Here is an 18,848-nt window from a genome sequence, read left to right on the forward strand (position 1 = left end):
CAGATGGCGAAGGTCCGGCTACAGGACGTGGCAGAGGTGGCCGGGGTCTCGATGAAGACCGTCTCGAACGTCGTCCGCAACCGTCCGATCGTGCGGCCCGAGACCCGCGAACGCGTCGAACGGGTCATCAAGGACCTCGGGTACCGTCCGAACCTGCGCGGCCGCAGCCTGGCGACGGGGCGGACCGGCATGATCGCGCTGGCCTTCCCCGACCTGCGGGTCCCGTACTTCGCCGAGCTCGCGCACGTGGTGTCCGACGTCGCGGCGGAGCGGGGCTACCGCCTGCTCATCGAGGAGACCGGCGGGACGGTCGAGGGGGAACGAGCCATCGCCTCCGCGGCCGAGGCGGGCATCGTCGACGGCGTCCTGTTCCAGCCGGCACGGCTCTCGGGCACGGAGATCGCGATGCACCGGCTCGACGTGCCGATGGTCCTGCTCGGCGAGGGCCCGGCGCCCCTGAGCGTCGACCGCGTGATGGCCGACAACGTGGCCGGAGCGACCCTCGTGACGCAGCACCTCGCGGCGCTCGGGCGCCGCCGGATCGGCTTCCTGGGGCACGAGGAGCGGGAACGGTCGAGCACGTCCGACATCCGCCTGCTCGGCTACCAGGCGGGACTGGAGGCATCGGGTCTCGCACTCGACATGTCGCTCCTGATTTCATCGGAGTCGGTCAGCCCCCTGCACGCGGCGAACGCGCTCCGCGCCGCGCTCGACGCGGGCCTGCAGATCGACGGCCTGGTCTGTCGTGACGACCAGGCCGCGGTCGGCGCCCTGCGGGCGCTCGCCGACCACGGGATCAGCGTGCCCGACCAGGTCGCGGTCACGGGCTGGGACGACATCGACATGGCCGCGTTCACGCTGCCGAGCCTGACGAGCCTCCGCGTCGACACGCGCCAGCTGGCGGCCCGGGCGCTCGACCTGCTGGCCGAGCGCATCGGCGGGTTCGACGGCCTGGGCCGGCACGAACTCGTGGACTTCTCGCTCGTGGTCCGCGAGAGCGCACCGACGAGCTGAGCCCGGACACCAGTTTTACAGCGCTGGAATGCTCTGACACACTGGCGGCATGAACACGCCGCGCGGTGACGGAGCCGCACCCTCCGAGACCCCATCTGCCGACAGCCCCGGACATGACGGTGCCGCGCTCCCGACGGCCAGTCACCAGGACGGCGAGTACCCCCGCCCGCAGCTCGTGCGTGCTGCCTGGGCCGACCTCGACGGCACGTGGTCGTTCCGCCACGACGACGACGACGCCGGACGCGATGCCGGGTGGTCCGACGGCTTCACCCCGACGCACGAGATCGTCGTCCCCTTCCCGCCGGAGTCGAGCGCCTCGGGCGTGGCCGCATCCGGCTACCACCCCGTCGTCTGGTACGCGCGTTCCATCACCGAGGACGACCTGGCGGCGGCCGGCCGGAGTGACGACGCACCACGCGTCCTGGTGCACTTCGGTGCGGTCGACCACCGCGCCGACGTCTGGTTGAACGGGGAGTTCCTCGGCACCCACGAGGGCGGGCACACCCCCTTCACCCTCGACGCCACGCGGGCGCTCACACGCTCCTCGGACGGAGCACACACGCTCGTCGTGCGCGCCGAGGACGACCCGCACGACGCGACCCTGCCGCGCGGCAAGCAGGACTGGCACGAGCAGCCGCACGTCATCTGGTACCACCGCACCACCGGCATCTGGCAGACGGTGTGGCTCGAGGCCGTCCCCGCGACGAGCATCGCCGCGCTCCGGTGGACCGCCGACATCCGCACGGCGACCGCGGAACTCGACGTCCGGCTCAGGGGGCGCGTGCCGGAGGGTGCACGGGTCCGCGCTGCGCTGCGGTACGACGACGAAGCGCTCGGCACCGTCGTCGTCGACGTCCACCCCGACGCGAACACGGTCCGGGCCACTGTCCCGATCGCCCGTCAGCGCAACGGTCAGGCGTACGAGGAACTCGTCTGGTCCCCGGAGACGCCGCGCCTCATCGATGCGGTCGTCACGCTCCTGGACGCCTCGGGCGCACCGATCGACGCGGTGAGCTCGTACCTCGGGATCCGGTCGGTCGGGACGGATGGTGGGGCGTTCCTCCTGAACGACCGCCCGTACGACGTCCGCAGCGTCCTGAACCAGGGCTACTGGCCGGAGTCCCACCTCGCCGCTCCGTCGCGCGCGGCGCTCCGCCGCGAGGTCGAGCTGATCAAGGAGCTCGGGTTCACGGCGACCCGGCTGCACCAGAAGATCGAGGACCCGCGGTTCCTGTTCTGGGCCGACCGCCTCGGCCTGCTCGTGTGGGGCGAGGCGCCCGGCGCCTACGCGTTCGAGCCGCTCGCGGTCCAGCGCCTCGTGCGGGAGTGGATGGACGCCGTCGAGCGTGACGCCTCGCACCCGTCGATCGTGACGTGGGTCCCGGCGAACGAGAGCTGGGGCGTCCAGCACATCGCCGCCGACCCCGCGCAGCAGGCCTACGCCAGGGCCCTCGCCGACGTGACCCGTGCGCTCGACCCGACGCGCCCCGTGATCTCCAACGACGGCTGGGAGCACCAGAACTCGGACATCCTGTCGGTGCACGACTACGAGGCTTCCGGGGAGGTGCTCGCCGAAACGTACGCCGACGACGACGCGCGCTCCCGCCTGCTCTCGGGGTTCGGGCCGTCCGGACGGCGGATGCTCGTCGGCGGCGCCGTCGACCGCGGGCAGCCCGTGATGCTCACCGAGTTCGGCGGCGTGAACCACCAGCCCGGTGTCGAACGCGTGGACGCCTGGGGCTACAGCGCCGCACGCGACGGCGCGGACTGGCTCGAGCGGATCACCGCGCTCTACGACGCGATCCGAGCGAGTCAGTTCCTCGCCGGCAGCTGCTACACGCAGTTCACCGACACGCTGCAGGAGACCAACGGCCTGCTCACCGAGGACCGCGAACCGAAGATGCCGATCGAGGCGATCCGACGAGCCGTCACCGGGTCCGAGCCCCGCGGTTCGTGAGCGCCTGACGCCCGCGCGGGGCGTACGACGGGGATGACGGCAACCCCGCGGGACCGCGGATCGGTCCCGTCACCACAGCGGCCGCGTGGCCGTGGCCGTCACAGAGCACTCCTCGCCGGAGCACCGGCGTCGACCGTACCGAGCAGAACAGGACGATGATGACCTCGCTTGTCACAGAGAACCGGCCCCACGAGTTCCCGATCCCGGCAGGAGCCTCCGAGGAGGCCGTGCGCTGGATCGAGGGCATCTACGGTGACGGGACCATCGCGAAGAAGGGCGCGTTCTCGCGCGAGTGGACCGTCGACATGGCGGAGGACGTCTACAAGGCCTTCCACCAGGCCCTCCGGTACCCCAGGGGCGCGGTCGGTCGCGGCCGCCGGCGCTTCTACGTCGAGATCCACCCGGAGCAGCTCCGCGGGTTCGTCGACCTGGTGGACCACCCGTGGGTGCGCGGGGTGAGCGAAGCCGTGCTCGGGCCGGACTACCAGATCGTGGAGCTCGGCTTCGACATCCCGTTCCCCGGCGCGCTCGACCAGCCGTGGCACCGCGACTTCCGGATGCCGGACGAGACCAAGCGCACGGGTCGACTCACGTCACTCGCGTTCAACCTCACGGCGGTCGACACCGTCGATGCCATGGGACCGTTCGAGATCGCGCCGGGCACGCAGTTCGACCAGTCGGACGCCTTCGACCACGAGATGTTCCCCGCGAAGGACCTGTGGCCCCGGTACGAGGAGCGCGCGGTCCGGAAGTACCCCGAGATGGGCGACATCTCGGCCCGCTCCGCACTGACCATCCACCACGGCACCAAGAACACGTCGTCCGAGCCCCGGCCGGTCCTCGTGCTCGGGATCGACGCTCCGGGTGCCGGGAACGCCGACCACCACGACATGGCGGTCACCCGCGCGTTCTACGATGCACTGCCCGAACGGGTGCGGGCACACCTGTCGTGCCCGATCGTCCCGGAACTGCAGCAGATCGAGCAGAAGCACGACATCGAGGGCCTGATGATGGGCGACGCCTGACCGACGAGCGACGCCGGGGCGCCGCTGGTGCGATCAGTCGGGCTGGGAGGCCGGCGAGCCGCTCGCGAGCGTGCCCGCCGCCTGCTCGTCGGCGTACCGGTCGCGCAGGTCCCGTGCCTTCTCGGAGCGGTACCAGTCGAGCCGCGCCCCGGTCTCGACCGTCTGCATGCCGATGACCACCTTGCCGCGGGACCGCATCTGGGCGAGGTCCTCGTACGCCTCGACGATGTACTCGAACGGGTAGAAGCCCGAGATGAGGATCTGGACCCGGTGCTCCTGCACCGCCTTCCCGAGCATGGTCAGCAGCGCCCGGGCTTCCTCGTCCTCGGCCGGCGCGCGGAGGAACCGGATCTCGATGTCCCGACGCTCCTCGGACGACACGAAGCGGTCGTCGGCGACGCCGAGCCGTGACGCGAGCCCGCGCGCGTCACCGGCCCCGTGGTTGTCGATGAAGGCGGTGATCGGGCGACCCTTCGCGATCGACCGGATCCGGTCCTCCTCGCCGTCCCCGTAGGCGACGGGCAGGGTGCCGATCTGCCGCAGGTAGTCGTGGTTCCGGGGGCTGCCGAGCGCGATCACCGTCGCGCCGGCGTCGTGGGCGAGCTGGCACTCGATGTGCCCGACGCCACCCGCGGCCGCGCTGATCACGACGGTGTCGTCGGGGCCGAGCCGGAGGGACCGGACGACGGACACCGCGGTGCAGCCCGCCAGGTACAGACCCCCGGCGACCTCCCACCCGACGTGTTCCGGCTTCTTGACGACGGCTCCACGGGGAACACGGATCCACGTCGCGTGGGAGCCGCCCTCCGGTGCGTGGCCCATGACCTCGTCCCCGACCTTGAGGTCACGGACCCCGTCGCCCCGGGCCCGGACGATGCCGGCGAAGTCCACGCCCTGGTGGGCCGGGAACTCGAGCTCGACGTGGTCGCGGAGCTTCCCCTCGCGGAGGAACCGCTCGATGTGGTTGAGTCCGGCGGCCACGATCTCGACGACGACGTCGCCGGGGCCGGCCTGGGGGCGTTCCTGGGGCACGAGTTCGACGACGTCGAAGCTGCCGTAGTGGTCGTACTGCACTGCGTTCCCGATGCGCATGGGGTCCTCCTCACGGGCCGTACGCGTCCGGCTTACTCGCAGGTTCCGAGCGCTGTCCGCGAGCCCGGGGTACTTCTCGACGCCGTGGCCCGCGCCGTCACCCGATCGCCGGGCGAACGGCGCGGGCGGCCGCGCGGCCGATGCAGGCGCGCCCGCCGCGTTCAGGCTCGGTCGTGGAGCGTGATCTGGTACCCGTCCGGGTCAGCGAAGGTGAAGGTCCGCCCGAAGGGTCCGTCGATCGGCGCGCTGACGATGGTCTGGCCGTCGGCGACGAGTGCGTCGTGGATGGCCTGCACGTCGGTCGCGTGGAGCCACACGGCCACGCCGACCCCGGGCTGCGGGACGGCCTCGAGGTCGACGCCGGCGACGAGGTCGCGGAGGGCGAAGGCGATCGGCTCGGTCTGGAACACCACGGCGTGCGGTGGGCCGGCCGGGGATCGGACCAGCCCGAGGTACTGCTGGTAGAACGCGGCAGAGCGTTCGAGGTCGCGCGTCTGGAGGGAGATGAAGTCGGGGCCGGTGACCGCCATGGTGATGCTCCGTTTCGTTGTCAGGAAGTTGACAACGAGCAGTCTATGTCAACACTCTGACACTTGACGCGCGACAGGGCCGCTGCAGCCACGAGCCGCCCCGGCGCTCGCCTCACCGCCGCCCGGCAGCCTCGATGATCCGCCGCACGGTGTCCGCATCGTGGTGGAACGCCCGGCGGTCGACCCCGACCACCGGCACGCGGACCGGCGTCGACCAGACCGAGCCGTCCGCCGCCAGGTCGACGACGAGGGCCCCGGACTGGACGAACGCCGATTCCTCCTCGTACGGCCCGGCGACGTCGGTGTCGTTCGCGACCCCGGGAGCGACCAGGACCGGGACGCCGGCCAGCGCCCCGGCGAAGTGGTGATGGTAGTGACCGGCGAGGACGACCCGGACGTCCGACCCGCGGAGGACCTCCGCCAGGGCCTCCGGGTTCTGCAACCGGAGCGCGTCGTGCAGCTCCGTGGGCGCCGGCAGCGGCGGGTGGTGCAGGACGACCACGCTGCCGAACGGCGTCGACTCGTCGGCGAGCGCCGCGCGCAGTCGCTCGAGTGCGAGGTCGCTGACCTCGCCGTACCCGGCTCCCGGCACGCTCGTGTCCACGGTGACGATCCGGCGCCCGGCGACGATCGACCGTCCGGACACGGGCACCGTCAGCGGCACGTGCTCCATGGTGTGCACGACCGCCTGCGCCCCCGCACCCAGGACGTGTCCGTTCGCCAGCACCTGCCGGAACCCCTCGCGCTGGTCGTGGTTGCCCGGCACCGCGACGAACGCCGCTCCGTGCCGTCGAGCGAAGTCGCCGACACGCTCGAGCACGACACGGTAGGAGTCCGCACTGCCGTCCTCGGAGACGTCCCCCGAGACGACGACGAGCCCGATGCCGGGCAGGGCGTCGACGTGGTCGAGCACCGACTCGAGCGCACGGGTCGTGTCCACCGACCCCTGGTGCAGGGCGCCGTCCCCGGTCAGGTGCGTGTCGGACAGGTGGAGGATGCGGAGGGTGTCCGGTGCGGGCGGCTGCATGCACCCACGCTAGCCGCGCACCCCGGCGACCTGCCCGACCGCTCGTCAGCCCGTCAGCTCGTCAGCCCGTCACAGGCGGGCCTCCCGTCCGACCGGCGTCACCGACTGCGGACGGGAGGCGCGACGCGGCTCCGCCAGGCACGCTCACCGTCGCGTCCGCTCGCCTCGGGTGCGCAGCGCACCCAGCCGGACCCGCGCCCACCCAACGGAACCGCGCGTACCCAACGGAATCGCGCGTACCTGGTTCGGCGGAACGGGCGGGTACGCGCGATTCCGCCTTCCATCGCACCCGTTATGGGAAGAACCGCGCAGCCGACCGCCACCGCATTTCGCCCGCTCACGGCCCCGGCCACACCGAATCCGCGCGCCCGATGCCAGGATGAGCGCATGACGGTGAGCGTGCGGGAGGTGGCAGCCCTCGCGGGCGTGTCCCTCGGCACGGTGTCGAACGTGCTGAACCGGCCCGACAAGGTCGCTCCCGGCACGGTCGAGCGGGTGCAGTCGGCGATCGCGCAACTCGGCTTCGTCCGCAACGACTCCGCCCGACAGCTGCGGGCCGGCCGGAGCTCCACGGTCGGCCTCGTCGTGCTGGACGGCGGGAACCCCTTCTTCACCGACGTCGCCCGCGGTGCCGAGGACGCCGCCATGGCGAAGGGCTTCGCCGTCCTCATCGGGAACTCGGACGAGTCCGTCGAGCGGGAGCGCACCTACGTCGACCTCTTCGAGGAGCGGCGCGTCGCCGGCCTGCTGATCTCCCCCGCCGGCGACGACCTGTCACGGCTCGCACGACTCCGCGACCAGGGCACCGCCGTCGTCCTGGTCGACCGTCGCGCGGACGAGGAGCCGTTCGCCTCCGTCTCCGTCGACGACGTCGCGGGCGGCCGCCTCGCCGTCGAGCACCTCGTGTCCATCGGCCGCCGGAGGATCGCCTTCGTCGGCGGCCCGTTCGGCATCCGCCAGGTCGCCGACCGGCACGCGGGAGCCGCAGCAGCAGCGCAGGCCGCCGGCGCCGAGGTCGAGGTCCTCACCACCAAGTCGCTGTCCGTCCTGGAGGGTCGCCGCATCGGCGAGGAGATCCAGGCACGACCGGCCTCGGCACGTCCGGACGCGGTGTTCGCCGCGAACGACCTGCTGGCCGTCGGACTCGAGCAGGCGTTCATCATGCGCGGGTCGATCGCGGTGCCGGAGGAGATCGCGATCGTGGGCTACGACGACATCGCGTTCGCCGAGTCCGCGGTCGTGCCGCTCACCTCGGTCCGGCAGCCGGCGCAGGACCTCGGGCGTCGCGCGTTCGAGCTGCTGACCGCGCAGGTCGAGCAGGGCCAGGAGATCGAGCTCGAGCGGGTGGAGTTCACGCCCGAGCTCGTCGTCCGACAGTCCACCGTCGCCGAGAGCTGACGCACCCGGCAACGGCGGCCTGCCCGCCTTCCCCGACAGTCGGTCGGCCCCGCGGGGTGGCCTGCGGGACCACCCGCCGGACGGGAGGCACGGTGCAGGCCCGCACCGCGCCTCCCGTCCCGTGGACCCACCGGTCCACCACCGCGACCTACGATCGTCTGCATGGCGCACCTCCCCCAGCGCGACGGACCGCCGAGCGTGCACCACGTCGCCGAGCGTGCCGGCGTGTCCCTCGCCACCGTCTCGAACGTCCTGAACCACCCCGAGCGGGTGGCCGACGGGACGGCGACCCGGGTGCGCGACGCGATCGCGGAACTCGGGTACACGCCGAACCGGAACGCCCGGGCACTGGCCTCGGGCAGCTCGCGGTCGATCGGCCTCGTGGTGATGTCGCTGCGGAACTCGCTGTTCAGCGACATCGTGAACGGGGCGCAGCGGGCCTCGCGTGAGCACGGCCGGACCCTGCTCATCGCGAGCAGCGAGGACGATCTGCAGGCGCAGGGCGACCACCTGGCGTACCTCGAGAGCACCCGCGTCGGGGGGATCCTGCTCGCGACGATGTCGGAGTCCCGCGACCAGGTCGAGCTCACCCGACGGCACGGGCGGCCCGTGGTCTACGTGAACTACGAGCCGTCGGACGTCGACGCCTGCTCGGTCGTCGTGGACAACGAGCAGGCGGCGTACATCGCGACCGCGCACCTGATCGAGCGCGGGTGTCGGCGGATCGGGTTCGTGAGCGCCCGTCCGGAGTTGCAGCCCGTGCACCGACGGCGAGCGGGGGTCCTCCGGGCGATCGCGGAGCACCCGGGTGTCAGCCTGGTCGAGATCGACGCCGGGGACATCGACCCTCCCGGCGGGACGGACGCGGGCGACCGGATCGCGCGGATGCCCGCGGCGGAGCGTCCCGACGGGGTCCTCGGGGTGACCGACCTGCTCGCGATGGCGGTCGTCACCGAGCTGCGCGCCGCCGGACTCCGGGTGCCCGAGGACATCCCGGTGTCCGGGTGCGACCACAACTCGATCGCGTGGGGTGGGGCGGTGCCGCTCACTTCGGTGACGATGCACGGTGTCGAGATGGGTGCGGCGGCGGTGGACCTGCTGCTCGCGGAGCTGACCGACCCGCCCGGGACGCATCGGCACCGCACCGTCGTGATCGGCAGCGAGTTGGTCGCGCGGGAGAGCACCGTCGGGCGTGCGGGGGCTGCGGCGGCGGCCCGGTTGCGGGCGCCGAGCGACCCGCGGTTGCGCGAGGTCTGACGCCCGCGGGCGGCGCGGCGGTGCGCGGGCGGCCGCGCACTTCCGCGTGGTGCGAGGTTGGTTGCCCCGTGCGGGCGAACAACTTCGCACGACGCCACCAACCTCGCACCACGCCGGCCGCCGCCCCGGCGCGCGGCACCGGCCGCCGCACCGACGCGCCGTTCGGTAACGAAACCAGATCGGTGATTGACACGCTTCAATCCTCGTGGTTCCATTCCGGTTGAAACGTTCTAAACAGCACCACCGGGACCCGCAGCGGAGCGGGCCCCGGAGCCGTTTCCTCCGGGGTACCCCGCCCCGGCCCTTACGAGGAGGTAAGGAATGTCAGCTCGTTCCCTGACCACCAGGTCGCTCGTCACCCGGCTCATCGCCATCGGTGGCGCGACGGTCCTGATCGGCGGCCTGACCGCGTGCTCGTCGGGCGGCTCCGCCGACACCGGCAGCAGCGGTGGCAAGGTCCAGATCAGCTACCTGGTCGACAACTCGACCGCCACCGCCGTCACCACGAAGGCCCTCGTCAGCGCCTTCGAGAAGGCGAACCCGAAGATCACCGTCAAGGTCGACACGAAGCCGCAGGGCACCGACGGCGACAACCTCATCAAGACCCGGCTCTCGACCGGCGAGATGGACGACGTCTTCAACTACAACTCCGGCTCGCTCATGCAGGCGCTCAACCCGGACAACACCCTCGTCGACCTGTCGAAGGAGAGCTGGGCGAAGGACGTCGACAAGCAGTTCGTCAAGGTCGTCAGCACGAGCAAGGGCATGTACGGCGCCCCGTTCGGCACGAGCTTCGGCGGCGGCGTGATGTACAACAAGAAGGTCTACAAGGACCTCGGGCTGAGCGTCCCGACCACGTGGGACCAGTTCATCAGCAACAGCCAGAAGATCAAGGCCGCCGGCAAGGTCGCCCCGATCATCCAGACGTACGGCGACACCTGGACCAGCCAGCTCTTCGTCCTCGGTGACTTCGCGAACATCACCGCCCAGCAGAAGAACTGGGCGACCCAGTACACGAAGCACAAGGAGTCCTACGCCGATCAGCCGGCGTTCGCCGGCTTCGACCACCTCGCCGAGGTGCAGCAGAAGGGCCTGGTCAACAAGGACTACGCCTCGGCGACGCAGGCGAACGGACTGAAGATGCTGGCGGACGGCACCGGCGCCCAGTACCCGATGCTGACCAACGCGATCTCGACCCTCCAGCAGGACAGCCCGAGCGCGGTCAACGACATCGGCGCCTTCGCGCTGCCGGCGTCCAACGCCTCGGACACGAACCTGACGATCTGGGAGCCGAACGGCCTGTACATCCCGAAGACGACCTCGGGTGACAAGCTCACGGCGGCCAAGAAGTTCATCGCCTTCGCCAACTCGTCCGACGGCTGCAAGGTCCAGAACGACACCGGGACCCCCGGTGGCCCGTACGTCATCTCGACCTGCAAGCTCCCCAGCTCGGTGCCCCCGATGCTGACCGACCTGCAGAAGTACATCGACAGCGGCAAGGCCACCCCGGCACTCGAGTTCCTCTCGCCGATCAAGGGCCCGAACCTCGAGAAGATCTGCGTGCAGGTCGGCTCGGGCATCTCGACGGCCTCGGTGGGTGCGAAGCAGTACGACCAGGACGTCGTGCAGCAGGCGCAGCAGCTCGGCCTGAAGGGCTGGTGACGTCGGTGACCGCGACCCTCACGACGGCGCTGCCGCCGCAGACCACGAAGGACGGGCCCGGCCCGGTGCGCACCAAGATGCGTTCCTTCTACCCGGCCTGGTTCTTCATCCCGGCGATCGCGCTGTACGTCGTGTTCTTCGCGGTCCCGACCTTCGCGGGGTTCTACTTCGCGCTCACCCGCTGGACGCTGTTCGACCAGACCTTCATCGGCTTCGACAACTTCGTCCGGTTCTTCCAGGACCCGCAGCTCGTCTCGGGCTTCATCCACACGTTCGAGTACGGGTTCGTGACGAGCGCGGCGAAGGTGGTCCTCGGACTCGCCCTCGCCCTGCTCCTCACGAGCCCCGTGCTCGGGCGCGGGTACCTGCGAGCGGTGGTGTTCTTCCCCGTGCTGGTGTCGACCATCGGCATCGGCATCACCTTCAAGGCGCTGCTCGACCCGTTCCACGGCATCGTGAACGGCCTGCTGGGTTCGGTCGGCCTGCCCACCCCCGGCTGGCTGACCGACCCGTCCCTCGCGCTCTGGAGCGTCGCCGCGGTCGACATCTGGAAAGGCGTCGGCATCGCGACGCTCATCTTCATCGCCGGAATCGTCGCCATCCCGCAGGAGTACTTCGAGGCCGCCCGCGTCGACGGTGCGAGCAGCTGGACGATCTTCCGGAACATCACCCTGCCGCTGTCCCGACCGGCGATGGGCACCGTCATCATCCTGTCGCTCATCGGCGGACTGCGGTCGTTCGACCTCATCTGGGCGATGACCGGTGGTGGGCCCGGCTTCACCAGCGACGTCATCGCGAGCGTGATCTACAAGCAGTACCAGGCCGGGTTCTACGGCCTGTCCACCGCGGGGAACGTGGTCCTGTTCGTCGTCGTCACGGCGATCATGGTCCCGGTCTCCTGGCTCCTCAACCGCAAGGAGGCGGACCTGTGAGCACCGCAACCGCTCGTCCCGGGACAGCCGTCACCAGTTCCGGCCGCACGCCGCGCCCCGCCCGCGGGCGCCGCCCCGGCACGGTCCGCAAGTGGGTGATCGGGACGGTCGCGATCGTCGTCAGCTTCGTGGTGTTCCTGGTGCCGTTCGTCTTCGTCCTGCTGCAGGCCGCGAAGTCGCCGGCCGACGCGAACCAGCTCGGCTTCACCCTGCCGGCGAAGTGGCAGCTGTGGCAGAACCTGCAGACGGTCTTCCAGACGGGTGAGACCGGCATCGTCCGGGCGTTCCTGAACAGCGCGGTCCTGACGGTCGGCAGCGTGGCGATCATGGTGGTCTTCTCGGCCATGGTCGGCTACGTGCTCCAGCGCCGCCCGGGCCGCTGGAACGGCCTGATCAGCTTCTTCGTGCTGGCGGGGCTCATCGTCCCGCCGGCGATCGTCCCGACGATCTGGGTGCTCCAGGGGCTGAACCTGTTCAAGACGATGGGCGGGATGATCCTCATCGAGGCCACCTTCGGTCTGTCGTTCTGCATCCTGCTGTTCCGGGCGTTCGTCGCGACGATCCCGAAGGAACTCGACGAGGCCGCGGTCCTCGACGGTGCCGGCCCGATCCGACTGTTCTTCGGGGTCGTGCTGCCGCTGCTCAAACCCGTGATCATCACGGTCGTGCTGGTGCAGTCCGTCGCGGTGTTCAACGACTTCGCGAACCCGCTGTACTTCCTGCCCGGCTCCGAGAACGCCACCGTGCAGCAGACGCTGTACACGTTCCAGAGCCAGTCGGTCAGTCAGCTGAACCTGCTGTTCACGGACGTCCTGCTCATCACGATCCCGCCGCTGATCCTCTACATCTTCTTCAACCGTCAGATCGTCGCCGGCATGACCAGCGGCGCCGTCAAGGGCTGACGCCCGACCCGGCCTGGAGGCACGCCCGCCTCCGCACGGTCGGCTCGCGACGCCTCGACCCACCTCCGACAACCGCATCGGCCGACGACGACGTCAGCCGGGAAGGACTGCACACATGACCGCCTGGACCGCACCGTTCATCGCGAGCGACGCCGACCTCGGGAGCGCACCGATCCTGCGCCGGGAGTTCACCCTCGACGCCGGCCACGGCGCCGTCACGAGCGCGACCCTCGACCTCAGCGCCCTCGGCGTCGTCGAGGGCTGGCTCGGCGGCCGCCGCGTCTCCGACCACCTGCTCGAACCCGGGTGGACGAGCTACGAGTGGCGCCTCCGCGTGGTGTCCCACGACGTCACCGCCCACCTCGACGGCCTCGGGTCGGGCGACGCCGCCGTGCTCGCGCTCGTCCTCGGCAACGGCTGGGCGGCCGGTCGCCTGGCGTGGGGCGGTGGTGGCGGCTGGTACACGGACGAACGCGCCGGGTTCGCCGAGCTCCGCGTCACGTTCGCGGACGGACACGAACAGGTCGTCGCGACGGACACGGACTGGCAGGCGCTGCCGAGCGCGATCACCGCGGACCAGCTCTACGACGGTGAGGACATCGACGCCCGACGCCGCGACGACCGCGTCCTGCAGCCGGGCACCGTCGACGGCGGAGCCGTGCACGTGGTCGACGTCCCCCGCGAGAAGCTCGTCGCCGACGTCGCTCCCCCGGTCCGGCCGCTCGCCGAGATCGCCCCGGTGTCCATCTGGACGAGCCCGGCCGGCACGACCCTGATCGACTTCGGTGTCAACCTGGTCGGGTGGATCCGCGTCACGGCGAGCGGTCCGGCCGGCACCGTCCTGACGCTCAAGCACGCCGAGGTGCTCGAGCACGACGAGCTCGGGGTGCGCCCGCTGCGCTCCGCGAAGGCGACCGACCACTTCACGCTGAGCGGCGGCACCGAGCCCGACGTGTTCGAGCCCCGCTTCACCTTCCACGGTTTCCGGTACGCCTCGGTCGACGGGTGGCCGGGGACGCACGACGAACTCCGCGCGGCGATCACCGCCGTGCAGGTCGGCTCGGACCTCGCCCGCACCGGCACGTTCGCGTCGAGCCACGAGCTGCTCACCACCTTCCACGACAACGTGGTGCGCGGGATGCAGGGCAACTTCCTGAGCGTCCCGACCGACTGCCCGCAACGTGACGAGCGCCTCGGCTGGACGGGTGACATCGCCGCGTTCGCCCCGACGGCCTCGTACCTGTTCGACACCCGTGCGTTCCTCGGCGACTGGCTGCGGGACGTGTGGCTCGAGCAGCAGCACGCCGACGGGGTCATCCCCTTCGTCGTGCCGGACGTGCTGAAGTACTCCCCCGCCGAGGACTTCGGCAAGCCCGACGCGACCGCCCTGTGGTCGGACGCCGGGGTCTGGGTGCCGTGGACGCTGTACCAGGCGTACGGCGACACCGCGGTCCTGGCGGAGCAGTTCGACTCGATGGTCGCGCACGTCCGCCGCGTCCGTGACCACCTGTCGCCCCAGGGTCTCTGGGACACCGTCTTCCAGTTCGGCGACTGGCTCGACCCGGACGCCCCGCCGGAGGCCCCCGCCGACGCGAAGGCGGACAAGGGCGTCGTCGCGACGATCTGCGCCTTCCGCTCCGCGACGATCGTCGCCGAGACGGCGGAGCTGCTCGGCCGGGACGCGAGCGAGTTCCGGGAACTCGCCACGGGCCTCCAGGCCGCGTTCTCGGAGCACTACCTGCAGCCGGGCGGGCGGATCCTGTCGGACGCGACCACCGTCTACACGCTCGCGATCGTGTTCGGCATCCTGTCCCCGGAGGACGAGGCCGCTGCCGGCGACCGCCTGGCCGAACTCGCCGCAGAGGCCGGGTACCGGATCTCGACCGGCTTCGCGGGGACGCCGTTCATCACCGATGCGCTGACGCGGACCGGGCACCTCGACGACGCGTACCAGCTGCTGCTGCAGACGGAGTGCCCGTCGTGGCTGTACCCGGTGACGATGGGTGCGACGACGGTGTGGGAGCGGTGGGACTCGATGCTGCCGGACGGCACGATCAACCCGGGCGAGATGACGTCGTTCAACCACTACGCCCTCGGTGCGGTGGCGGACTGGATGCACCGCGTGGTCGGGGGGCTGGCGCCGCTCGAGCCCGGGTACGCCGTTGTGCGGATCGCGCCACAGCCGGGTGGTGGGCTGACGTGGGCATCGACGTCACTCGAAAGCGTGCACGGCAGGATCGCGGTGCGGTGGGAGCTCGTCGACGGCGAGCTCGTCGTGCACGCCGAGGTGCCCGAGGGCGTGTCGGCGGTCGTCGTGCTGCCGGGGGCGGACGAGCAGCGGGTCTCGGGCGGCACGCACGAGTTCCGCGCTCCCGCGGCGGTCCCGGTGCCGTAGCCGCGCGGCGGCGGCGGCGCGCGTTGCCGGGCGCCGCACGCCGCCGCCGGGCGGGATCGAACCACGGGAACGACATCGAACCAGCCGACGCGCCTGGTTCGACGTCGGATCCGTGGTTCGATCCGGCTCCCCGGTCCCACCTCGCCGCTCCGGAACCTGGTTCCGGCAGTCGGACACCGGGAAACGGACACGACACCGCGGAACGACACGGTGCTGTGTCCGGAACCTGGTTCCGCCCCGGCCGCCGCCACCGCAGCCGCCACCGGCCACCGCCGCCTCCGCCGCCGCCACGACGACGACGGCCGAAACGAACGACCGGTTGCGCGAACCGCGCGCAGCACGTACCGTATGAAACGATTCAATCGCACACGAGGAAGTGACACGATGACATCGACCCCGAGCTTCGCCGGCATCGCCGACCAGCTGGCAGCCCAACAGATCGAGCTGCCCAGCTGGGCCTTCGGCAACTCCGGCACCCGCTTCAAGGTGTTCAGCACGCCCGGCACCCCGCGGGACCCCTACGAGAAGATCGCCGACGCCGCGCAGGTGCACCGGTACACCGGACTCGCCCCCACCGTGGCGCTGCACATCCCGTGGGACCTCGTGGACGACTTCGCCGACCTCAAGCGCCACGCCGAGGAGCACGGCGTCCGCCTCGGCACGATCAACTCGAACACGTTCCAGGACGACGACTTCAAGTTCGGCGCACTCACCCACACCGACGCAGCCGTCCGGCAGAAGGCCATCGACCACCACTTCCGGTGCATCGAGGTCATGCACGCCACCGGCAGCCGCGACCTGAAGATCTGGCTCGCCGAGGGGTCGAACTACCCCGGACAAGAGGACATGCGCAGCCGCCAGGACCGTCTGCACGAGAGCCTGTCGAGGATCTACGACCGCCTCGGCACCGACCAGCGCCTGGTGCTCGAGTACAAGTTCTTCGAGCCGGCGTTCTACCACACAGACGTCCCGGACTGGGGCACCAGCTACGTGCAGACGGCCGCGCTCGGCGACAAGGCGATGGTCTGCCTGGACACCGGCCACCACGCCCCCGGCACGAACATCGAGTTCATCGTGATGCAGCTCCTGCGGCTCGGCAAGCTCGGCAGCTTCGACTTCAACTCGCGCTTCTACGCCGACGACGACCTGATCGTGGGCGCCGCCGACCCGTACCAGCTGTTCCGGATCCTGGTCGAGGTCATCCGCGGCGGCGGGTACGACAACCCCGACGTGGCGTTCATGCTCGACCAGTGCCACAACGTCGAGGACAAGATCCCCGGCCAGATCCGCTCCGTGCTGAACGTGCAGGAGATGACGGCGCGCGCGCTGCTCCTCGACCGGGTCGCGCTGACCGCAGCCCAGGAGGCGCACGACGTACTCGGCGCGAACGAGGTGTTCATGGACGCGTTCCAGACGGACGTCCGGAAGGACCTCGCCGCCTGGCGCGAATCGCGCGGCCTCCCCGCCAACCCGATGCGCGCCTACCTCGACTCCGGGTACCAGCAGTCCATCGCCGAGTCCCGCGTCGGCGGCGTGCAGGCCGGTTGGGGCGCGTAGACACATGACGATCGACGGACTGGAGGCTCGGGTGGACCCGGCAACGCAGGAGACGGCAGAACAGGTGGTCGCGGACCTCATCGCGCGCTCGAACGCGCTCGGTTCCGATCCGCGGATCACGAACTACGCCGGTGGGAACACGTCGGCGAAGGGCACGGCCACCGACCCGGTGACGGGCGAACCGGTGGAGCTGCTCTGGGTGAAGGGCTCCGGGGGCGACCTCGGGACCCTCACCCCGGCCGGCCTCGCGGTGCTGCGGCTCGACCGGCTCCGGGCTCTGCAGGGCGTGTACCCGGGTGTCGAGCGCGAGGACGAGATGGTCGCCGCGTTCGACTACTGCCTGCACGGCAAGGGCGGAGCAGCGCCGTCGATCGACACCGCGATGCACGCCCTCGTCGACGCCCTCCACGTCGACCACCTGCACCCGGACGCCGGCATCGCGATCGCCACCGCGGCGGACGGCCCGGCACTGACCGAGCGGATCTTCGGCGCGAAGGTCGTCTGGGTGCCGTGGCGCCGCCCCGGGTTCCAGCTCGGCCTCGACATCGCCGCCGTCCAGCGCGATCACCCCGAGGCGATCGGCACGATCCTCGGCGGCCACGGGATCACCGCGTGGGGCTCGTCGTCGGAGGAAGCGGAAGCGAACTCGCGCTGGATCATCGACACCGCCGAGCAGTACATCGCAGCTCACGGGAAGGACCAGCCGTTCGGCGCGGTCCGCGCGGGGTTCGAGGCACTCCCCGAGGAGGAACGACGATCCCGCGCCGCCTCCCTCGCACCGACCATCCGCGGGATCGCCGGTCACGACAAGCCGGTCGTCGGACGGTTCACCGACAGCGAGGTCGTGCTCGACTTCCTCGCCGCTCAGAAAGCACCGCCGCTCGCTGCCCTCGGCACGAGCTGCCCGGACCACTTCCTCCGCACCAAGGTCACGCCGCTCCTGCTCGACCTGCCCGCGACCGCGAGCATCGAGGACCAGATCGCCCGCCTCCACGAGCTGCACGAGCAGTACCGCGCCGACTACCAGGCGTACTACGACCGCCACGCGACCCCGGACTCCCCCGCGATCCGCGGCGCCGACCCGCTCATCGTGCTCGTCCCCGGCGTCGGCATGTTCTCGTTCGGCAAGGACGCGCAGACCGCCCGGGTCGCGGGCGAGTTCTACACCAACGCCATCACCGTGATGCGCGGCGCCGAGTCGCTCAGCACCTACGCCCCGATCGACGAGGCCGAGAAGTTCCGCATCGAGTACTGGTCCCTGGAAGAAGCGAAGCTGCAGCGGATGCCCGCGCCGAAGCGACTCGCGACCCGCATCGCGCTCGTCACGGGGGCCGCGTCCGGGATCGGCAAGGCCATCGCGAAGCGCCTCGCGGCGGACGGCGCCGCGGTCGTCATCGCTGACCTGGACCTCGGGACGGCGCAGGAGACCGCGGCCGAGATCGGTGGACCGGACCAGGCGATCGGCGTGGCCGCGAACGTCACCAGTGCCTCCGACATCGACCAGGCCATCCAGCAGACGCTGCTGCACTTCGGCGGCCTCGACCTCGTCGTGAACAACGCCGGCCTGTCCCTGAGCAAGAGCCTGCTCGAGACCACGGAACAGGACTGGGACCTGCAGCACGACGTGATGGCGAAGGGTTCGTTCCTGGTCTCGAAGGCCGCGGCGAAGGTCCTCATCGAGCAGGGCCTCGGCGGCGACGTCGTCTACATCTCCTCGAAGAACTCCGTCTTCGCGGGGCCGAACAACATCGCGTACTCCGCGACCAAGGCCGACCAGGCGCACCAGGTCCGGCTGCTCGCGGCCGAACTCGGTGAGCACGGCGTCCGCGTCAACGGCATCAACCCCGACGGCGTCGTCCGGGGGTCCGGCATCTTCGCGAGCGGTTGGGGTGCGAACCGGGCGAAGACCTACGGCATCGACGAGCAGGACCTCGGGAAGTTCTACGCGCAGCGCACGATCCTGAAGCGCGAGGTCGTGCCCGAGAACGTCGCGAACGCGGTCGCCGCGATCTGCACCGACGACTTCTCCCACACCACAGGCCTGCACATCCCGGTGGACGCGGGCGTGGCCGCCGCGTTCCTGCGCTGACCGCCGATGGA

Annotated in this window: 14 protein-coding genes; 11 read left to right on the forward strand and 3 right to left on the reverse strand. The window is 70.9% G+C overall.

Annotation, left to right across the window (positions count from 1 at the left end):
* Positions 1 to 3: 3 nt before the first annotated feature.
* From J7E22_RS13460 to J7E22_RS13470, 3 genes are all read left to right on the forward strand, one after another.
* Positions 4 to 1,014: a LacI family DNA-binding transcriptional regulator gene (locus J7E22_RS13460; RefSeq protein ID WP_214982320.1), complete on the forward strand. Its 1,011-nt coding sequence runs from the start codon at positions 4 to 6 to the stop codon at positions 1,012 to 1,014.
* A 49-nt stretch (positions 1,015 to 1,063) separates the two neighbouring features.
* Positions 1,064 to 2,971, forward strand: a complete 1,908-nt coding sequence (locus J7E22_RS13465) for a glycoside hydrolase family 2 TIM barrel-domain containing protein (protein ID WP_214982321.1) — start codon at positions 1,064 to 1,066, stop codon at positions 2,969 to 2,971.
* Positions 2,972 to 3,129: 158 nt separating this feature from the next.
* Positions 3,130 to 3,996: a phytanoyl-CoA dioxygenase family protein gene (locus J7E22_RS13470; protein ID WP_214982322.1), complete on the forward strand. Its 867-nt coding sequence runs from the start codon at positions 3,130 to 3,132 to the stop codon at positions 3,994 to 3,996.
* A gap of 33 nt (positions 3,997 to 4,029) precedes the next feature.
* Here J7E22_RS13470 and J7E22_RS13475 read toward each other — a convergent pair whose 3' ends face one another.
* The 3 genes from J7E22_RS13475 to J7E22_RS13485 form a co-directional block, all read right to left on the reverse strand.
* On the reverse strand, positions 4,030 to 5,088 hold the full coding sequence (locus J7E22_RS13475) for an NADP-dependent oxidoreductase (RefSeq protein WP_214982323.1): 1,059 nt from the start codon (positions 5,086 to 5,088) through the stop codon (positions 4,030 to 4,032).
* Between the two features lie 161 nt (positions 5,089 to 5,249).
* The gene (locus J7E22_RS13480) at positions 5,250 to 5,618 is read right to left on the reverse strand and encodes a VOC family protein (protein ID WP_214982324.1); all 369 of its coding nucleotides are present in this window, start codon (positions 5,616 to 5,618) and stop codon (positions 5,250 to 5,252) included.
* Between the two features lie 112 nt (positions 5,619 to 5,730).
* A complete protein-coding gene (locus tag J7E22_RS13485) occupies positions 5,731 to 6,645 on the reverse strand; it encodes a metallophosphoesterase (protein ID WP_214982325.1) in 915 nt (304 codons plus the stop codon).
* 387 nt (positions 6,646 to 7,032) lie between these two features.
* On the opposite strand from J7E22_RS13485, the gene J7E22_RS13490 reads away from it, so the two are divergent.
* The 8 genes from J7E22_RS13490 (at position 7,033) to J7E22_RS13525 (ending at position 18,837) form a co-directional block, all read left to right on the forward strand.
* On the forward strand, positions 7,033 to 8,043 hold the full coding sequence (locus J7E22_RS13490) for a LacI family DNA-binding transcriptional regulator (RefSeq protein ID WP_214982326.1): 1,011 nt from the start codon (positions 7,033 to 7,035) through the stop codon (positions 8,041 to 8,043).
* 162 nt (positions 8,044 to 8,205) lie between these two features.
* Positions 8,206 to 9,300 (forward strand): LacI family DNA-binding transcriptional regulator, encoded by a 1,095-nt coding sequence (locus J7E22_RS13495; RefSeq protein ID WP_214982327.1) that lies wholly within the window; start codon positions 8,206 to 8,208, stop codon positions 9,298 to 9,300.
* A 321-nt stretch (positions 9,301 to 9,621) separates the two neighbouring features.
* Positions 9,622 to 10,962, forward strand: coding sequence for an ABC transporter substrate-binding protein (locus tag J7E22_RS13500; RefSeq protein WP_214982328.1), 1,341 nt, complete (start codon positions 9,622 to 9,624; stop codon positions 10,960 to 10,962).
* A gap of 5 nt (positions 10,963 to 10,967) precedes the next feature.
* Positions 10,968 to 11,894: a carbohydrate ABC transporter permease gene (locus J7E22_RS13505; protein WP_374193279.1), complete on the forward strand. Its 927-nt coding sequence runs from the start codon at positions 10,968 to 10,970 to the stop codon at positions 11,892 to 11,894.
* Positions 11,891 to 12,796, forward strand: coding sequence for a carbohydrate ABC transporter permease (locus J7E22_RS13510; protein ID WP_214982329.1), 906 nt, complete (start codon positions 11,891 to 11,893; stop codon positions 12,794 to 12,796). Before J7E22_RS13505 ends, J7E22_RS13510 begins: the two co-directional genes overlap by 4 nt.
* Positions 12,797 to 12,911: 115 nt before the next feature.
* Positions 12,912 to 15,191 carry a family 78 glycoside hydrolase catalytic domain gene (locus J7E22_RS13515; RefSeq protein WP_214982330.1) on the forward strand — a complete coding sequence of 760 codons (2,280 nt, stop codon included), beginning with the start codon at positions 12,912 to 12,914 and terminating at the stop codon, positions 15,189 to 15,191.
* Positions 15,192 to 15,575: 384 nt separating this feature from the next.
* Positions 15,576 to 16,748 (forward strand): L-rhamnose isomerase, encoded by a 1,173-nt coding sequence (rhaI, locus tag J7E22_RS13520; RefSeq protein WP_214982331.1) that lies wholly within the window; start codon positions 15,576 to 15,578, stop codon positions 16,746 to 16,748.
* 4 nt (positions 16,749 to 16,752) lie between these two features.
* Positions 16,753 to 18,837, forward strand: a complete 2,085-nt coding sequence (locus tag J7E22_RS13525; protein ID WP_214982332.1) for a bifunctional aldolase/short-chain dehydrogenase — start codon at positions 16,753 to 16,755, stop codon at positions 18,835 to 18,837.
* Positions 18,838 to 18,848 lie beyond the last annotated feature (11 nt).

This window comes from Curtobacterium sp. ISL-83 (genome assembly GCF_018613895.1).
Classification (GTDB): Bacteria; Actinomycetota; Actinomycetes; order Actinomycetales; family Microbacteriaceae; genus Curtobacterium.

Bases quoted from the DNA above. Each gene is read 5' to 3' on its own strand.
- J7E22_RS13490 (WP_214982326.1), top strand. From the start codon at position 7,033: ATGACGGTGAGCGTGCGGGAGGTGGCAGCCCTCGCGGGCGTGTCCCTC.
- J7E22_RS13460 (WP_214982320.1), top strand. From the start codon at position 4: ATGGCGAAGGTCCGGCTACAGGACGTGGCAGAGGTGGCCGGGGTCTCG.
- J7E22_RS13500 (WP_214982328.1), top strand. From the start codon at position 9,622: ATGTCAGCTCGTTCCCTGACCACCAGGTCGCTCGTCACCCGGCTCATC.
- J7E22_RS13495 (WP_214982327.1), top strand. From the start codon at position 8,206: ATGGCGCACCTCCCCCAGCGCGACGGACCGCCGAGCGTGCACCACGTC.
- J7E22_RS13525 (WP_214982332.1), top strand. From the start codon at position 16,753: ATGACGATCGACGGACTGGAGGCTCGGGTGGACCCGGCAACGCAGGAG.
- J7E22_RS13485 (WP_214982325.1), bottom strand. From the start codon at position 6,645: ATGCAGCCGCCCGCACCGGACACCCTCCGCATCCTCCACCTGTCCGAC.
- J7E22_RS13470 (WP_214982322.1), top strand. From the start codon at position 3,130: ATGACCTCGCTTGTCACAGAGAACCGGCCCCACGAGTTCCCGATCCCG.
- J7E22_RS13515 (WP_214982330.1), top strand. From the start codon at position 12,912: ATGACCGCCTGGACCGCACCGTTCATCGCGAGCGACGCCGACCTCGGG.
- J7E22_RS13480 (WP_214982324.1), bottom strand. From the start codon at position 5,618: ATGGCGGTCACCGGCCCCGACTTCATCTCCCTCCAGACGCGCGACCTC.
- J7E22_RS13465 (WP_214982321.1), top strand. From the start codon at position 1,064: ATGAACACGCCGCGCGGTGACGGAGCCGCACCCTCCGAGACCCCATCT.
- J7E22_RS13475 (WP_214982323.1), bottom strand. From the start codon at position 5,088: ATGCGCATCGGGAACGCAGTGCAGTACGACCACTACGGCAGCTTCGAC.
- rhaI (WP_214982331.1), top strand. From the start codon at position 15,576: ATGACATCGACCCCGAGCTTCGCCGGCATCGCCGACCAGCTGGCAGCC.